The sequence below is a fragment of the Ramlibacter rhizophilus genome, from assembly GCF_004681965.1.
Lineage (GTDB): Bacteria > Pseudomonadota > Gammaproteobacteria > Burkholderiales > Burkholderiaceae_C > Ramlibacter > Ramlibacter rhizophilus.
This window is the reverse complement of record NZ_SMLL01000001.1, coordinates 749,164-764,981: the sequence shown is the minus strand read 5'-3', so window position 1 is coordinate 764,981 and position 15,818 is coordinate 749,164. Positions and strand designations below refer to the sequence as shown.

The 15,818-nt window shown below is 69.3% G+C and carries 15 protein-coding genes and 1 tRNA gene; 7 read left to right on the top strand and 9 right to left on the bottom strand.

What is annotated here, in order from left to right; all coding sequences use genetic code 11:
• The first annotated feature begins 25 nt into the window (after positions 1-25).
• From EZ242_RS03670 to EZ242_RS03650, 5 genes are read left to right on the top strand one after another with little or no spacing between them, the layout of a single operon-like run.
• On the top strand, positions 26-1,168 hold the full coding sequence (locus EZ242_RS03670) for a PilT/PilU family type 4a pilus ATPase (RefSeq protein ID WP_135283738.1): 1,143 nt from the start codon (positions 26-28) through the stop codon (positions 1,166-1,168).
• A gap of 39 nt (positions 1,169-1,207) precedes the next feature.
• A complete protein-coding gene (dapE, locus tag EZ242_RS03665) occupies positions 1,208-2,362 on the top strand; it encodes a succinyl-diaminopimelate desuccinylase (protein WP_135283737.1) in 1,155 nt (384 codons plus the stop codon).
• On the top strand, positions 2,359-3,222 hold the full coding sequence (prmB, locus tag EZ242_RS03660) for a 50S ribosomal protein L3 N(5)-glutamine methyltransferase (RefSeq protein ID WP_135283736.1): 864 nt from the start codon (positions 2,359-2,361) through the stop codon (positions 3,220-3,222). Before dapE ends, prmB begins: the two co-directional genes overlap by 4 nt.
• Complete coding sequence (locus tag EZ242_RS03655) at positions 3,219-5,234, top strand: ABC-F family ATP-binding cassette domain-containing protein (RefSeq protein WP_135283735.1); 2,016 nt, start codon at positions 3,219-3,221, stop codon at positions 5,232-5,234. The genes prmB and EZ242_RS03655 overlap by 4 nt, the downstream gene beginning before the upstream one ends.
• Positions 5,235-5,277: 43 nt before the next feature.
• Positions 5,278-6,642, top strand: a complete 1,365-nt coding sequence (locus EZ242_RS03650) for an MBL fold metallo-hydrolase RNA specificity domain-containing protein (protein WP_135283734.1) — start codon at positions 5,278-5,280, stop codon at positions 6,640-6,642.
• Positions 6,643-6,742: 100 nt separating this feature from the next.
• Here EZ242_RS03650 and EZ242_RS03645 read toward each other — a convergent pair whose 3' ends face one another.
• Entirely contained in the window at positions 6,743-8,512 is a 1,770-nt protein-coding gene (locus EZ242_RS03645; protein WP_135283733.1) for a SulP family inorganic anion transporter, read from the bottom strand.
• 124 nt (positions 8,513-8,636) lie between these two features.
• Between EZ242_RS03645 and EZ242_RS03640 the strand changes: the two genes are divergently transcribed.
• Both EZ242_RS03640 and EZ242_RS03635 read left to right on the top strand, forming a co-directional pair.
• A complete protein-coding gene (locus EZ242_RS03640; RefSeq protein ID WP_135283732.1) occupies positions 8,637-9,506 on the top strand; it encodes an MBL fold metallo-hydrolase in 870 nt (289 codons plus the stop codon).
• Between the two features lie 184 nt (positions 9,507-9,690).
• A complete protein-coding gene (locus EZ242_RS03635; RefSeq protein ID WP_167784630.1) occupies positions 9,691-10,110 on the top strand; it encodes a response regulator in 420 nt (139 codons plus the stop codon).
• Between the two features lie 12 nt (positions 10,111-10,122).
• Here the strand turns inward: EZ242_RS03635 and EZ242_RS03630 are convergent, their stop codons facing one another.
• The 8 genes from EZ242_RS03630 to EZ242_RS03595 all read right to left on the bottom strand — a co-directional run bounded on the left by EZ242_RS03630 (position 10,123) and on the right by EZ242_RS03595 (position 15,732).
• Positions 10,123-10,521, bottom strand: coding sequence for a response regulator (locus EZ242_RS03630; protein WP_135283730.1), 399 nt, complete (start codon positions 10,519-10,521; stop codon positions 10,123-10,125).
• A gap of 309 nt (positions 10,522-10,830) precedes the next feature.
• Positions 10,831-11,184 (bottom strand): hypothetical protein, encoded by a 354-nt coding sequence (locus EZ242_RS03625; protein ID WP_135283729.1) that lies wholly within the window; start codon positions 11,182-11,184, stop codon positions 10,831-10,833.
• A gap of 98 nt (positions 11,185-11,282) precedes the next feature.
• Positions 11,283-11,358, bottom strand: a tRNA-Lys gene (locus tag EZ242_RS03620).
• Between the two features lie 43 nt (positions 11,359-11,401).
• Positions 11,402-12,115, bottom strand: a complete 714-nt coding sequence (locus EZ242_RS03615; RefSeq protein ID WP_135283976.1) for a tRNA threonylcarbamoyladenosine dehydratase — start codon at positions 12,113-12,115, stop codon at positions 11,402-11,404.
• A 62-nt stretch (positions 12,116-12,177) separates the two neighbouring features.
• Positions 12,178-13,026 carry a tol-pal system protein YbgF gene (ybgF, locus tag EZ242_RS03610; protein WP_135283728.1) on the bottom strand — a complete coding sequence of 283 codons (849 nt, stop codon included), beginning with the start codon at positions 13,024-13,026 and terminating at the stop codon, positions 12,178-12,180.
• The gene (gene pal, locus EZ242_RS03605) at positions 13,026-13,586 is read right to left on the bottom strand and encodes a peptidoglycan-associated lipoprotein Pal (RefSeq protein WP_135283727.1); all 561 of its coding nucleotides are present in this window, start codon (positions 13,584-13,586) and stop codon (positions 13,026-13,028) included. Before pal ends, ybgF begins: the two co-directional genes overlap by 1 nt.
• A 53-nt stretch (positions 13,587-13,639) precedes the next feature.
• Positions 13,640-14,926: a Tol-Pal system beta propeller repeat protein TolB gene (gene tolB, locus EZ242_RS03600; protein ID WP_135283726.1), complete on the bottom strand. Its 1,287-nt coding sequence runs from the start codon at positions 14,924-14,926 to the stop codon at positions 13,640-13,642.
• Positions 14,923-15,732 (bottom strand): glycosyltransferase family 2 protein, encoded by an 810-nt coding sequence (locus EZ242_RS03595; protein ID WP_135283975.1) that lies wholly within the window; start codon positions 15,730-15,732, stop codon positions 14,923-14,925. The genes tolB and EZ242_RS03595 overlap by 4 nt, the downstream gene beginning before the upstream one ends.
• Positions 15,733-15,818: the final 86 nt, after the last annotated feature.

Genomic DNA, 15,818 nt, shown 5'->3' with positions numbered 1-15,818 from the left:
GAGTCCAACACGAGAGGGGCCCGGCATGAGCACCATGGAACGCATCCTGCGGCTGATGGCGGAGAAGAAGGCGTCCGACGTCTACCTGTCCGCGCACGCGCCGGCGCAGGTGCGCATCGACGGCCAGTGCGTGCCGATCAATGCCCAGCCCCTGCCCGCCGATGCCCCGCGCGCGCTGCTCGCCGAGATGCTGCCGGCCGAGCGCATCGCCCAGCTCGAACGCGACGGCGAGCTCAACATCGGCCACACGCTCGAGGGCGTCGGCAGCTTCCGCGTCTCGGCCATGCGCCAGCGGGGCAGCTATGCCGCCGTGATCCGCCACATCCCGGCTGACGTGCCGCCCCTGGACACGCTGGCCGTGCCCATGGTGCTGGGCGAGCTGGTGATGGAAAAGCGGGGCCTCATCCTCATGGTCGGCTCCACCGGGGCCGGCAAGAGCACCACGCTGGCCTCCATGCTGGACTGGCGCAACGAGCGCGCCTCGGGACACATCCTCACCATCGAGGACCCCATCGAATACGTGTTCCGCAACAAGCGCTGCGTGGTCAACCAGCGCGAGATCGGCACCGACACCGAGTCGCTGCAGGTGGCGCTGAAGAACGCGCTGCGCCAGGCGCCCGACGTGATCCTGATCGGCGAGATCCGCGACCGCGACACCATGTCGGCCGCCATCGCCTACGCGCAGTCCGGGCACCTGTGCCTGGCGACCCTGCACGCCAACAACAGCTACCAGGCCCTCAACCGCATCCTGTCCTTCTACCCGGTGGAAGTGCGCCCGACCATGCTGGGCGACCTGGCCGCCGCGCTCAGGGCCATCGTTTCGCAGCGCCTGCTGCGCACTGTGCACGGCGGGCGCGTTCCGGCGGTGGAGGTGCTGCTGAATTCGCAGCTCGTGGCGGAGTTGATCGAAAAGAGCGACTTCTCCGGCCTGCGCGAGACGCTGGAAAAGTCCATGGCCGAAGGCTCGCAGAGCTTCGAGCAGGACATCGCGCGGCTCATCACCGAAGGCCTGGTCGATCGCAAGGAAGGCATGGCCCATGCCGACTCGCCCAACAACCTGCTGTGGCGCCTGCAGAACGACTTCCAGGTCCGCAAAGCCGCCGACGACAGCGCGCCCGACGACGACGAGCCCTCCTTCACCGAAATCACCTTCGACGTGAAGCACTGATTCCCGGCGCGGCTGCGGCCGTGCCCTTCTCCCTGATCCATGAATTCCACTGTCCATCTCGTCGAGCAGCTCATCGCGCGCCGTTCCGTCACCCCGGAGGACGCCGGCTGCCAGGACCTGCTGGCCACGCAGCTCGCTCCCCTGGGCTTCGAGTGCGAAACCATCGCAAGCGGCCCGGCGGACTTCCGCGTCACCAACCTGTGGGCGCGTCGCCCGGGGCGCGGGGCGCGTACGCTGGTCTTCGCCGGCCACACCGACGTGGTTCCCACCGGCCCGATCGAGCAATGGAGCAGCCCGCCGTTCGTGCCCGCGCACCGTGACGGCAAGCTGTACGGGCGTGGGGCGGCCGACATGAAGACCTCCATCGCCGCCTTCACCGTGGCGGTGCAGGAGTTCCTGGCAGCCACCCCGGACCCGGCGATCTCCCTGGCCCTGCTGATCACCAGCGACGAGGAAGGCCCGAGCGTCGATGGCACCGTGGTGGTCTGCGAGGCGCTGCGCGAGCGCGGCGAGCGGCTGGACTGGTGCATCGTCGGCGAGCCCACCTCGGTCGAGCGCCTGGGCGACATGATCAAGAACGGCCGCCGCGGCAGCCTCACCGGCAAGCTCAGCGTCAAGGGCGTGCAGGGCCACATCGCCTACCCGCAGCTCGCGCGCAACCCCATCCACCAGGCGATGCCGGCGCTGGCCGAGCTCGCCGCCACCACCTGGGACCATGGCAACGACTTCTTCCCGGCCACCAGCTTCCAGGTGAGCAACATCCATGCGGGCACGGGTGCGGGCAACGTCATCCCGGGCGAGGTGGTGGTGGACTTCAACTTCCGCTTCTCCACCGAGAGCACGGCCGAGGGCCTGCAGCAGCGCGTGGCCGAGGTGCTGGACCGCCATGGCCTGGAATGGACCGTGGCCTGGACGCTGGGCGGCCAGCCCTTCCTCACGCGCCCGGGCGAACTGGTGGACGCCGTGCGCGGCGCCATCCTCGCCGAGACCGGGGTCGAGACCACCCTGTCCACCACCGGCGGCACCAGTGACGGCCGCTTCATCTCGCGCATCTGCCCGCAGGTGATCGAGTTCGGGCCGGTGAACGCCAGCATCCACAAGATCGACGAGCACGTCGTGGTGGCCGACATCGAGCCGCTCAAGAACATCTATCGCCGCACCCTGGAACGGCTGGACGCGCTGGAGCGGGCATGACCGTCATCGAGCTGATCGAGGCCTCGGCCAAGCGCCTGGGCGAAGCCGGCGTGGCCTTTGGCCACGGCACCACCAACGCCTTCGACGAAGCCGCCTGGCTGGTGCTGTGGCGCCTGGGCCTGCCGCTGGACGCGTTGGACGAGGTGGCACGGCGACCCGTCACGACGGAAGAAGCCGAGCGCGTGCAGGCCCTGGTCGCCGAGCGCATCACCACCCGCAGGCCCGCGGCCTACCTCACCCAGGAAGCCTGGCTGCAGGGCGTGGCCTTCCACGTGGACGAACGCAGCATCGTGCCGCGCAGCTTCATCGCCGAGCTGATCGCCGACGGCAGCATCGACCCCTGGCTGGGCGAGCACACGCGGCGCGTGCTGGACCTGTGCACCGGCAACGGCAGCCTCGCCGTGCTCGCCGCCATGGCCTGGCCCGAGGTGGCGGTGGATGCGTCCGACCTGTCCGCCGAGGCCCTGGCCGTGGCCCGCATCAACGTCGAGAAGCACGACCTGCACGATCGCGTGCGCCTGCTGCAATCCGATGGCCTCGCGGCCGTGCACGGGCCCTACGACCTCATCCTGTGCAACCCGCCTTATGTCAATGCAGCCAGCATGGCGGCCCTGCCCCCCGAGTACGGCGCGGAGCCGGCGCTGGCGCTGGCCGGCGGCGAGGACGGCATGGACTTCGTGCGCCGCCTGCTGCACGAGGCGCCGGAGCACCTGTCCGAAGCCGGCGTGCTGGTCCTGGAGATCGGCAACGAGCGGGCGCATTTCGAGGCGGCCTTCCCGCGACTGGAAGCCGTGTGGCTGGAGACCAGCGCGGGCGATGACCAGGTCCTGCTCCTCACGCGCGAGGCGCTCGCATCATGATCACGCTGCGCGACGTCACCCTGCGGCGCGGGGCCAAGGTGCTGCTGGACAAGGTTTCGGTCACGCTCAATCCGGGCGAGAAGGTCGGCCTGGTCGGGCGCAACGGCGCCGGCAAATCGACGCTCTTCGCCCTCTTCAACGGCAGCCTGCACGAGGACAGCGGTGAGTTCTCCGTGCCCGCGCACTGGCAGATGGCGCAGGTGGCCCAGCACATGCCCGAGACCGAGGAGCCGGCCACCGACTTCGTCGTGGCGGGCGACACGCGCCTGGCGGCGGTCCGCGAGCGCTTGCGCGAGGCCGAGGCGCGCCTGGAGGCCGCGCCCGAGGACGCCGACGCCGGCATGGCGGTGGCCCAGGCCCACGCGGACCTGCACGATGCGGGCGAGCACGACGCGGTGCCGCGTGCGCAGTCGCTGATCCTGGGCCTGGGCTTTCGCGTGCAGGAACTGGACCGGCCCGTCAACAGCTTCTCCGGCGGCTGGCGCATGCGGCTGCAGCTTGCCCGCGCGCTCATGAGCCCCTCGGACCTGCTGCTGCTGGACGAACCCACCAACCACCTGGACCTGGACGCCCTGGTGTGGCTGGAAGCCTGGCTGCAGCGCTACGCCGGCACGCTCGTCGTCATCAGCCACGATCGCGAGTTCCTCGATGCCGTCACCGGCGTGACGCTGCACATCGACCAGCAGAAACTGGTGCGCTACGGCGGCAACTACAGCGCCTTCGAAAGCATGCGCGCCGAGCAGCTTTCGCAGCAGCAGTCCGCCTTCGCCCGCCAGCAGGAAAAGATCGCGCACCTGCAGAAGTTCATCGACCGCTTCAAGGCCAAGGCCACCAAGGCGCGCCAGGCGCAAAGCCGGGTCAAGGCCCTGGAGCGCATGGAGAAGATCGCGCCCGTGCTGGCCGAGGCCGACTTCAGCTTCGAGTTCAAGGAGCCGGCCAACCTGCCCAACCCCATGCTCGCCATCAGCGCGGGCGAGTTCGGCTACCGCGCGGACGCGTCGCCGCCCACGGTCATCCTGCGCGGCGTCAACCGCTCCGTGCTCGCCGGCCAGCGCATCGGCATCCTGGGGGCCAACGGCCAGGGCAAGTCCACGCTGGTCAAGACCATCGCACGGGACCTGCCGCTCCTGGCCGGCACGCTCACCGAGGGCAAGGGCCTGTCCATCGGCTACTTCGCGCAGCAGGAGCTGGACGTGCTGCATGCGCAGAGCAATCCGCTGGAGCACATGATCCGCCTGGCCCGCGACGTGGGCCCGCAGGCGCGCGAGCAGGAACTGCGCAACTTCCTGGGCACCTTCAACTTTTCGGGCGACATGGTCAACCAGGCCGTGGGCACCATGAGCGGCGGCGAGAAGGCACGCCTGGTGCTGGCCATGATGGTCTGGCAGCGTCCCAACCTGCTGCTGCTGGACGAGCCCACCAACCACCTGGACCTGGCCACGCGCGAGGCGCTGTCGGTGGCGCTCAACGAGTTCGAGGGCACGGTGATGCTGGTCAGCCACGACCGTGCGCTGCTGCGCGCCGTGTGCGACGAATTCTGGCTGGTCGGCCGCGGCGAGGTCCGCCCCTTCGACGGCGACCTGGACGACTACCAGCGCTACCTCCTGGACGAATCGCGCCGGCTGCGCGAGGAGGCGCGGGCGAACGCTTCGGCTTCGTCGCTTGCTGCACCCGCCCCCGCACCTGGACCCGCACCGGGACCCGCACCCGCGCCCGCCCCGACGAGCGGCGATGGCGCCGCACGCCGCAAGCAGGACGCCCAGCAACGCCAGCAGCTTGCCGCCCGCCTGCGGCCCCTGCGCAAGGAACTGGAGGCGGCCGAATCGCGCATGACGCAGCTGCAGTCGGCACGCCGCGACCTGGAGGCGCGCCTGTCCACCCCGCTCGCCCCCGCGGACATCGCCGACGCCGGCCGCGAGCTCAAGACGGTGAGCGAAGAGCTGCAGGACCTGGAAGAGCGCTGGCTCGAACTTTCGAGCGAGATCGAAGCGGCGGAGACGGCGGCTTCGTAGCCGCTCATTGACGCGCGGCGGTCCGCGTCGCAGCATGCGCGCCATGCAGCTGTGTTTCCTCGGCGCCACCGACACCGTGACCGGTTCGCGCACCCTGGTGCAGCAAGGGCAAACGCAGGTGCTCGTGGACTGCGGCCTCTTCCAGGGTGACAAGGCACTGCGGCTTCGCAACCGCGAGCCCTTTCCCGTCCCGCCCTCGGCTCTGGACGGCGTGGTGCTCACGCACGCGCACATCGACCACAGCGGCCTGCTGCCGCTGCTGGCGCGCCAGGGCCTGCGTGCACCGGTGCACTGCACGCCCGCGACCGCGGACCTGTGCGGCCTGTTGCTCCCCGACAGCGGCCACCTCATGGAGGAAGAGGCCGCGGAGCACCAGCGCCTGGGCAGCAGCCGCCACCACCCTCCCCTGCCCCTGTACACGCGGGCCGATGCCGAGCGTTGCCTGCGCCTGCTGCGCACGGTTCCCTTCGACCAGCCCTGGGAAGCCGCGCCTGGATGGCAGGCGCTGTTCCGGCCTGCGGGCCACCTGCCCGGCGCGGCCATGCTGCGCCTGGAGGCCGGCCCGGTGAGCGTCCTCTTCTCCGGTGACCTGGGCCGTCCCGACGACCTGGTGATGAAACCGCCCGCACCCCCGCCCGCGGCCGACTACCTGGTGCTCGAATCCACCTACGGCGACCGCGAGCATGCCCGCACCGATCCACTGCAGGCGCTGGCCGCCGTGGTGTGCCGCACCGCCGCACGTGGCGGCGTCCTGCTGGTTCCGGCCTTCGCGGTGGGGCGCGCACAGGCCTTGATCCTGGCGCTGCACCGGCTCGCGCGCCGCGGCGACATTCCCAGGCTGCCGGTGGTGCTGGACAGCCCCATGGCCGCCCGCGCGACCGAGGTCTGCGTCCGCCATCCGTCGCACCTGCGGCCAGACACCTCGGAGTGGCTGCAAGCCGCTGGCGACGTGCAGGCCGTGCAGAGCGCCGAGGAGTCGGAGCAGGTGCGACACGGCCGCGGACCCCGCATCGTCATCGCCGCCAGCGGCATGCTCACCGGTGGACGCGTGCTGCACCACCTGCGCAGCTTCGCGCCGGACGAGCGCAACACCATCCTGCTGGTCGGCCACCAGGCCGCCGGCACGCGGGGCGCGGACCTCGTACAGGGCGTGGACAGCGTGAAGGTCTTCGGTGCGCAAGTGCCCGTGCGCGCCGAGGTCGCCCGCCTGGCGCAGTGGTCCGGCCACGCCGACGCGGGCCAGATCCTGGATTGGCTGCGCGGCTTCGCGCGCGCGCCGCGCCGGGTCTTCATCAATCACGGCGAGCCGGCCGCTGCGCAGGCCCTCGGGGCGCGGATCGAGCGCACCCTGGGCTGGGCCTGCCACCGGCCCGCCCACGGCGAAACCGTGGCGCTGGACGCGTGCTGACGCGCCGCCGAGTTGTCCCCCTCGCCTGTGGGCCAGCCTGTGGAAAGGTTCGGGAACAAGCCCCGCAAGCCCCGCCCCGCCTGGGCTCGCGCCACGGTGCTCAAAAAACAGGCGCCGGCGACTTCACGCCTTCCTCCACGCCGAACAGATCGGGCGCCAGCTCGCGCAGGGCCTGGTAGTGGGTGAGAAACACCCGTCCGCTGAGCTGCGTGAGGAAGTCGGTGCCCTGCAAGCGGTCCATCACGGGGCCCTTGACCTCGCTCAGGTGGAACTGCAGGCCGGCGCCGCGCAGCCGCTCGTCGATGTGCTCCAGGCTTTCCAGCGCGCTGGCGTCGATGGCGTTCACCGCCGAGCACTGCAGCACGACGTGCCGCAGCCCGGGCCGGCCGGCCACCGCGGCATTGATCCAGTCCTCCAGCGCGCGCGAATTGGCGAAGTACAGGCTTTCGTCCACCCGCAGGCCGAGCACGGCCGGGCTCTCGATCACCCGGTGCCGCTTGACGTTGCGAAAGTACTCCGTCCCGGGAACCAGCCCCACCTGGGCGATGTGCGGGCGGCTGGTGCGCAGCAGGAACAGGCCGAGCGACAGCGCCACCCCCGCGATCAGGCCGGCTTCGACGCCCCAACCCAGCGTTCCGATCACCGTGGCCAGCAAGGCCAGGAAGTCGGTTCGCGAATAGCGCCAGGTGCGCCGGAACATGCCCAGGTCGATCAGCGACACCACCGCCACGATGATGGTGGCCGCGAGCGTGGCCTGCGGCACGTAGTACAGCGCCGGGGTCAGCAGCAGCGCGGCCAGCAGGATGCCCACGGCGGTGAAGGCACCCGCGGCCGGGGTGCGGGCGCCGGCGTCGAAGTTCACCACCGAACGCGCGAAGCCGCCCGTCACCGGAAAGCCGCCGCTGAAGGCGGCGCCGAGGTTGCTCGCGCCCAGGGCCACGAGCTCGCGGTCCGGCTCGATCCGCTCGCGCCGGCGCGCCGCCAGCGTCTGGCCCACCGAGACCGACTCCACGAAGCCCACCACGCTGATCAGGAGCGCGGGCACCGCCAGCGACTGCCACAGTGCGGGATCCCACAAGGGCGTCGTCAGCGGCGGCAGGCCGGCCGGCACCGCGCCGACCACGCGCACACCCTGCTCCTGCAGGCCCAGGCCCCAGGTCAGCAACGCCGTGACGACGATTCCCATCACCGGGCCGGCCCGCGCCGTGAAATCGGCCAGGCGCGAGGGCATGCCCAAGCGGATCAGCAAGGGCTTGAGCCCCTTGCGCGTCCAGAACAGGAAGGCCAGCGCGCCCAGCCCCAGCAGCGCCGTGGGCCCATGCACCTGCGACAGGCGCGCCAGCACACCGGCCGCGATCTCCACGAAATGTTCGCCCGGCACCTGCAGGCCCAGCAGCACGCGCGCCTGCCCCGCGGCAATCAGCACGGCGGACGCCGAAATGAAGCCGGAGATCACCGGGTGACTGAGGAAGTTGGCCACGAACCCGAGCCGCAGCAGGCCCATGGCGAGCAGCATCAGGCCCGACAGGAAGGCCAGCGTGATCGCGACCGCCCAGTACGCGGCCGACCCCGCGGCTGCATGGTCCCCGATTGCCGTGGCCGTCATCAGCGACACCACCGCCACCGGCCCCACCGCCAGCACGCGGCTCGTGCCCAGGAGCGCGTACATCAGCAGCGGCGCGATGCTCGCGTACAGGCCCACCTCGGGCGGCAGTCCGGCCAGCGAGGCATAGGCCAGGCTCTGCGGGATCAGCATCAGCGTGACGATGGCCGCCGCGACGGCATCGCTGGCCAGGGTTTCGCGCTGGTAGCCCTCGCACCAGGCCGGCAGCCACCGCTGGGCTTGAAGGCGTCGCGGTCGCGCCTTCATGATCGTGGGGCCGCGCCAAGGGCGCATGGGGAATGGGACTTCACGGTGGCCTCCTGCTCAAACAGTTTATTTTCAGATATATTATCTTCTGATGATATTTGAAGCAACCTCACAGGAGCGAACCATGACGCAAGCGGTGCCGCAGGTCCATCCCATATTCGACGAGGCAACCTGGACGTGGACCTACGTGGTCCACGCCGGACCGGGGAGCGCATGTGCCATCGTGGACCCGGTACTCGACTATGACGCCAAGGCCGGCCGGACCCGCCACGCGTCCGCGGACAAGGTGATCGACTATGTGCGCGCGAATGCGCTGAAGGTCGAGTGGATCCTGGAGACCCACGCGCATGCCGACCACCTCACGGCGGCGCCCTACCTGAAGGCGCAGCTCGGCGGCCGCACCGGCATCGGCGAACACATTGCCGCCGTGCAGAAGGTCTTCAAGGGCATCTTCAACCTGGAGGCGGGCTTCGCCACCGACGGCTCGCAGTTCGATCGCCTCTTCACCGACGGCGACGAGTTCCGTATCGGCGCACTCACCGGCAAGGTGCTGCACGTGCCCGGCCACACGCCTGCCGACATCGCCTACCAGATCGGCAACGCCGTGTTCGTGGGCGACACCCTGTTCATGCCCGACGTGGGCACCGCGCGCTGCGACTTCCCCGGCGGGGACGCGCGCACGCTGTACCGGTCGGTGCGCAAGCTGCTGTCCCTGCCGCCCGACACCCGGCTCTTTATGTGCCACGACTACCCGCCGAGCGACCGGCCGGTCGCCTGCGAGTCCAGCGTCGCCGAGCAGAAGGCGCGCAACATCCACGTGCACGACGGCGTGAGCGAGGACCAGTTCGTGGACATGCGCACCCGCCGCGACGCGACGCTCGCCATGCCCGTGCTGATCCTGCCGGCCGTGCAGGTGAACATCCGCGCGGGGGAGATGCCGCCGAAGGAAGGGAACGGGACTTCGTACCTGAAGATTCCGGTGGATGCCTTGTAGGCATCACCGCCGCAACGGCGACGTGCCTGGACCGCAGCAGGCTCAGCTCGCGCAGAGCCGGTCGCAGAAGGCGTGACCCGCTCCCGCACGCTCGCGCGTACCCCACCCGAAGTTACACGCAGGTGTACTGTGCAGTTCGAACTCGCATACGATGCGTCGACCCACCTCTAGAGCCACGTCGACGATGAGACATACCCCCGCTCCCGCTGGCGAGCCACACGTCATTCTCATCGTCGACGACAACGCCGATATGGTCGAGACGCTCTCGATCCTGATCGAATCTTTTGGTCATACGGCCGTTGGCGCCCACACCGGCAGTGAAGCGATCGAAGTTGCAAAGCGCGTGAAGCCCGACGTGGTGCTCCTCGACATTGGACTGCCCGACGTGAACGGATTCGAGGTGTGCAGGCGCTTGCGTGAGAAGCATTTGAAGGGACATACCTGCATCGTGGCTGTTACCGGGTGGGCAGGAAACAATCAACGCGCTGAGGCACTGAGCGCCGGATTCGACGAGTACCTTGTGAAGCCGGTCGATGTCGATTGCGTGCTTCGAGCTCTCCACGATTGCCGCAGCCACACGACCCTGCGCGCTGCCTCAGCGTAGGCGGCCTGTCCTTCAACTCAGGTCCACAGGCGCGCGCAGGCGGCTATGGAGCGCCTCCAGCAGCTGTTCGACGGAGGCCGGTTTGGCAATGTGGTGGTCGAAACCCGCTATTCGGCCGCGCTCCACGTCTGCAGGCCGGGCCCACGCGGACAAGGCAATCAACAAGCACGACTTGGACAATTTCCGAATCTGCCTGGCGGCCTCGTAGCCGTCCATCACCGGCATCCCCAAGTCCAAAATGACAGCGTCCGGCCGGGTCGTTGACCACACACGCAATGCCGACTCGCCATCGTGTGCAGCTGAAGTCTCATACCCGAGCATGCTCAACAGGTCGGCCACCAACTCCGCTGCATCCACGTTGTCATCGACAACAAGGACACGAATCGGCTGAGTAAGATGGTCAGCCGACAATTTGCGTCACTCTAGGTTTGTCAATTGACATGGCAGCACCTCATTTCGTCAATGTGAAGAGGAACGGTGCTCCTGATGTTGCAGACAGGCCAGGACGAAAGCGCATCGCTCGCAAGTAAAGGCAGCACGGACTTCGCGCTGGCGCCAGTAAGTCACAGTTGCGGGTCAGTGGAGTGTTGTGAGCTAGCGTCTGCGCGAGCCGCTGTGAACGACGAAGGCAGGAAGCGGCAGCAGGAGTCCGAGAGCAGCTTTCATCGGCGGGCTGTACAGCTTCGCTGCAGCGTTCTGCTGCAGGCCGCGCGGCCTGGTCTACTTGCGCTCATAGGCACAGTGAATCCTGCCTTCTGCGGAAGCCTCCTTGCAGCTCGCCGCAGGGGTCCATCCCTTGTCGCGCAGGCAGGCGTCGATGAACTTCAAGCGCTCCCCGCCGCTGATCGTCGGGTAGTGCGGAAGCTTCTCCAGCGAGAAGCGACATTCCTTGTAGTCAAAGCCGGAGGCTGGCTCGAAAGGATCGCAAGCTGACAGGGACACTGCGGCACCGAGGGCCGCCAGGAGTGGGGACAGCGTTCTAAACACCGGCTGGATTACAGCAGACCGAGTGAGGCCGGTCGGCATCACCGCGGCGCGAGAGTGCCAACTATGCTGCGTGGCAGGCACTTTCATCGTTCCCCGCTCGCCTTTCCACATGCTTTCCACGGATGCAGAAACGGAAGAGCCCGCTATCGTTTCCGTAGCGGGCTCTTTGTGTGAATGCGGATATCTGGTAGGACGTGCAGGATTCGAACCTGCGACCAACGGATTAAAAGTCCGCTGCTCTACCAACTGAGCTAACGTCCCCCACGTCGCTGCCGGTGTGTGCAGCGCAGCCCATGAGTATAGCCTAGTTTTTTTGGCTTCCCTGCGCGATGCGGTCCAGGATGAAGCCTGCGGCGCACTGGCCGAAGGTGGCGGTGACGCTCACGACCGAGCCGTAGCCGTGGCAGTTGAGCGAGCCGTCGCCGCTGATGTCGCAGGAGGGGTCCGGCGGGGCCACGGCCTCGCGGCTGAAGACGCAGGGGATGCCGATGGTCTTGCCCTCGCGCGGTGCGCCGTCAAATTTGCGCAGGCGATAGCGCAGCTGCGCGAGCAGCGGGTCGTGGGTGGTGCGTGAGAGGTCGTCGATGTCCACCTTGTGCGCCAGGCGCTTGCCGCCCGCCGCGCCTACGGCGATGAAGAGGCTGCGCGTGCGCAGGGCCCAGGCCGCCATGGCGCGCTTGGCCTTGATCTGGTCGCAGGCGTCGACGACGGCATGCACGCCCTCGGGAAGCAGCTGCGGCCAGTTGTCCGGATCGACGAATTCCTCGATGCCCTGGACGCTGCAGGCCGGATGGATCTGCGCGATGCGTTCGCGCATGGCCTGCACCTTGGCCTGGCCCACGGTGCTGTCCAGCGCATGCACCTGGCGATTGATGTTGGATTCGGCCACGTGGTCCAGGTCGATCAGCGTGAGCCGCGCGACGCCGCTGCGCGCCAGCGCCTCCGCCGTCCACGAGCCCACGCCGCCGATGCCCACGACCACGACATGCGCGCGCCGGATGGCCTGCGCGCCGGCCATGCCGTAGAGCCGCTCCAGGCCACCGAAGCGGCGCTGGAGGTCGGCGCCGACCTCCAGCCCCGTCACCGCCGACGCTGTTCGGTGGGGCGGGTGTCCGCGCGGGCCGGCTCGGCCGCGGGCAGGCGGGCCAGCCGGTCACGGGCGGCGTTGGCCGCCTCGGAGCCGGGATAGGCCGTCACCAGGTCTTCCAGGGTGCGGCGCGCGGCGGGCACGTCCTTCAGTTCCAGCTGGCAGTTGGCGATGGAGAGCACCGCCTCGGGCGCGCGCGGGTGGTCGGGCGCGTTCTGCAGCATGGTGCGGAAGTTGCCGATCGCACCCTGGCAGTCGCGCGTGCCGTACTGCGCATTGCCCAGCCAGAAGAGCGCCGCCGGGTAGTAGCCGCTTTGCGGATAGCGCTGGACGAAGGACGAGAAGGCCGCCTGCGCCTGCGGGAACTCGCCGCGGCGGAAGGTCGCCAGGGCGGCATCGAAGGCCTGCTGCTCCTGCGGCTGCGCCGTGAACTGACGGCCGTCCATGGAGACCTGCGCGGGCTCGAAGCGGCGCAGCCGCTCCTCGATGGCCACGGCCAGGTCCTTCTGCAGGCGCTGCAGGTCGGAGACGCTGCGTGCGAGCTGTTCGTCGTTGCCGCGCAGGCCTGCGAGCTCGCCGCGCAAGGTCTCGATCTGCGCCTGCAGGTCCAGCAGGCTGCGCCGCAGCTGGGAGGTCTCCTCGTTGGCACGGCGCATCAGCTCGGCCTGCTGCGCGGCCTGCTGCTCGATCTGCACGCGCTGCGCGTCGACGCGCTGGCGCAGCTCGAGGATGGCGCGGCGCGCCTCGTCGTCGCCGCCGAACAGCTGCGCCTGCGCCACGGGGGACGCCAGCATCGCCGCGCCGAGGGCCACGGCGGACAGGAGTGCACGCGGCGCGTTCATCAGCGGTACGCCAGTTCGGCGCGGCGATTGCGCGCCCAGGACGATTCCTCGGTGCCGGCCTCGGCGGGCTTCTCCTCGCCGAAGCTCACCGGCTCCAGCTGGCTGTCGGCCACGCCGAGCAGCACCAGCGCGCGGCGCACGGCCTCGGCGCGCTTCTGGCCCAGCGCCAGGTTGTATTCGCGGCCGCCGCGCTCGTCGGTGTGGCCTTCGATGGTCATGCGCCGGCCGTTGTTGGCCTTGAGGTACTTGGCATGCGCCTCGACCAGCGGCTGGAACTCGGGCTTGATGACGAAGCTGTCGTAGTCGAAGAGGATGACCCGGCCCACGCCCACGGGCCCGGGCGCCTGCCTGCCGACTTCATCCGCGGCCACCGGCGCGACGCGGCTTTGCGCGGCGGCGTTGGGATCGACCGCCGCACCGCCACCGGGCACGGTGGAGCCTGCGCCACCGCCCGGGGTGGCGGTGCGGTCGACGACCGGGACGTCCTCGAGCTTGACGCTGGACCCGCAGCCCGCCAGCGCGGCGGCGAGCACGACGGTGCCCCAGAGATGCTTCTTCATTGGAACTGACTCCTTGTGATGTGAATGATGTGGAATCTGGATCGATCGGGTGTTCAGCGCGGGTACGGACCCCAGTCCGGCTCGCGCAGGTCACCGCCCTGCCCGGCCAGGCGGGCCTTGATCTTGCCGTCGAGCGTGCTCGTCATGAGGGCCTCGCGGCCGCCTTGCCGGGTGGCATAGACGATGAGCTTGCCATTGGGCGCGAAGCTGGGACTTTCGTCCGCGGTGGTGTCCGTGATCGCGGTGGCGTTGCCCGTCGCGAGCTCCATCACGTGCAATTTGTAAGCGCCGCCAACGCGCGAAATGTAGGCCAGCCACCGGCCATCGGGACTCACGGTGGGGGAGATGTTGTAACTGCCGGTAAAGGTGACGCGCTCGACGCTGCCGCCGGCGCTGGGGACGCGGTAGATCTGCGGCGAGCCACCCCGGTCACTCACGAAATAGACGAGCTTGCCGTCGGCCGAGTAGACCGGCTCGGTGTCGATGCCACTGGACTGCAGGAGCCGATTGGGCTCGCCCCCGTTGGCGTCGATGGTGTAGAGCTGCGAGCCCCCTTCGCGACTGAGCGTGACCGCCAGCGAACGCCCGTTGGGCGACCAGGCCGGGGCGCTGTTGGAGCCGCGGAAGTTGGCCAGCAGGCGGCGACGGCCGGTGGACACGTCGTGCACATAGACGACAGGCTTGCGCGACTCGAAGGACACGTAGGCCACCTGCGACCCGTTGGGCGACCAGGCCGGCGAGATGATGGGCTCCGGGCTGGCCAGGGCCGACTGGGCGTTCTCGCCATCGGCATCGGCCACCCAAAGGTTGTAGCGATTGCCGTTCTTGGTGACGTAGGCGATGCGGGTGGAGAAGACGCCGCGCTCGCCGGTGAGCTTCTCGTAGATGTAGTCGGAGATGCGGTGGGCCGCCAGGCGCAGGTCACCCTGCGCGACGGCGAAGCTCTGGCCTCCGAGGTCCTGGCCGCGCACGGCATCCCAGAGGCGAAAGCGCACGTCCCAGCGGCCGTCGGCCAGGCGCGTGACGCTGCCGGTGGTCAGTGCGTCGGCGCCGCCCTGGCGCAGCGGCGCAAGGTCGGGCCGCGAGGTCTCGTCCAGAGTGCCGGGGCCGGTGGGCACCGAGCGGAACTGCCCGCTTCGCTCCAGGTCGGCGCGCACCACCGAAGAGATCTGCTGCGGCGCCTCGCCTTCGCCGCGGAACGGCGCGATGGCAATGGGCACCTGGGTCAGGCCGACCCCGGTCACCTCGACGCGGAACTGGGCCACCGCGGGCCCGGCCAGGGCGCTGGCCGCCATCATGGACAGCACCTTCCGCCGGCACCACATGGGCGCAAAAGTCATGCTTGTTTCTCCTTCCTGCTGGGTTCGTTCTTGCCATTCTGGCTTTTGTTCCCCGCGCCGTGGGGCGCGGGGTCCATCAACCAGAGCTTGAGGTATCGGTAGTAGGTGGTCTCGGCATTGAAGACCGCGAGCATGAAGCCCCAGCGGCCGTCCAGGAAGCCCAGGCGCAGCAAATAGGTGCGGATGAAGGCCCAGGCCCCGTGGCCCACTGCCCGGCCGAAGGAGCCGCGCCGGCCGCGCTGGCGCATGTCCAGCGCCCCCGCGCTGGAGTAGCGGCCGAGCTTGTCCACCACGCTGTCCAGCGTCGGATAGCTGTAGTGGACGATGGATTCGCGCAGCGTGCCGGTGCGGCCCTGGATGGCCAGGCGCGCATGCAGCAGGTGGTCGGTGTAGCGGGCCCGGCCCCGGCGCGCCAGGCGCTCGGTGTAGTCGGGACGCCAGCCGCCGTGCCGGATGAAGCGGCCGGCGAACATGGACAGGCGCGGGACACGGTAGCCGTCCGCCTCGCCCTGCTCGATGGCCGCGCGGATCTCGCGGGCCAGCTCCGGCGTGATGCGCTCGTCGGCATCGAGCGAGAAGAACCAGTCGCCGCTGGCGCGGTCGATGGCGCGGTTCTTCTGCGGGCCGTCGCCGGCCCAGTCCATCTCGTGCACCTGCGCGCCCTCGGCGCGAGCCAGCTCCACGGTCCGGTCGGTGCTGCCGCAATCGACCACGACGACCTCGTCGGCGAAGCGGCAGGACCGCACACATTCCGAAATATTGGCCGCTTCGTTCCTGGTGATGATCGTGATGGACAGGCGGTTCATGGCCCCGTGGTGCTGGCGTTCGGTGGCCCGTGGCAGGCCGGGGGCGATGCATGCCAGGGGCATAATCCCGCCTCGGTAAACCGCTC

Bases quoted from the DNA above. Each gene is read 5' to 3' on its own strand.
- EZ242_RS03670 (WP_135283738.1), top strand. From the start codon at position 26: ATGAGCACCATGGAACGCATCCTGCGGCTGATGGCGGAGAAGAAGGCG.
- dapE (WP_135283737.1), top strand. From the start codon at position 1,208: ATGAATTCCACTGTCCATCTCGTCGAGCAGCTCATCGCGCGCCGTTCC.
- prmB (WP_135283736.1), top strand. From the start codon at position 2,359: ATGACCGTCATCGAGCTGATCGAGGCCTCGGCCAAGCGCCTGGGCGAA.
- EZ242_RS03655 (WP_135283735.1), top strand. From the start codon at position 3,219: ATGATCACGCTGCGCGACGTCACCCTGCGGCGCGGGGCCAAGGTGCTG.
- EZ242_RS03650 (WP_135283734.1), top strand. From the start codon at position 5,278: ATGCAGCTGTGTTTCCTCGGCGCCACCGACACCGTGACCGGTTCGCGC.
- EZ242_RS03645 (WP_135283733.1), bottom strand. From the start codon at position 8,512: ATGAAGGCGCGACCGCGACGCCTTCAAGCCCAGCGGTGGCTGCCGGCC.
- EZ242_RS03640 (WP_135283732.1), top strand. From the start codon at position 8,637: ATGACGCAAGCGGTGCCGCAGGTCCATCCCATATTCGACGAGGCAACC.
- EZ242_RS03635 (WP_167784630.1), top strand. From the start codon at position 9,691: ATGAGACATACCCCCGCTCCCGCTGGCGAGCCACACGTCATTCTCATC.
- EZ242_RS03625 (WP_135283729.1), bottom strand. From the start codon at position 11,184: ATGAAAGTGCCTGCCACGCAGCATAGTTGGCACTCTCGCGCCGCGGTG.
- EZ242_RS03615 (WP_135283976.1), bottom strand. From the start codon at position 12,115: ATGGCCGGCGCGCAGGCCATCCGGCGCGCGCATGTCGTGGTCGTGGGC.
- ybgF (WP_135283728.1), bottom strand. From the start codon at position 13,026: ATGAACGCGCCGCGTGCACTCCTGTCCGCCGTGGCCCTCGGCGCGGCG.
- pal (WP_135283727.1), bottom strand. From the start codon at position 13,586: ATGAAGAAGCATCTCTGGGGCACCGTCGTGCTCGCCGCCGCGCTGGCG.
- tolB (WP_135283726.1), bottom strand. From the start codon at position 14,926: ATGACTTTTGCGCCCATGTGGTGCCGGCGGAAGGTGCTGTCCATGATG.
- EZ242_RS03595 (WP_135283975.1), bottom strand. From the start codon at position 15,732: ATGAACCGCCTGTCCATCACGATCATCACCAGGAACGAAGCGGCCAAT.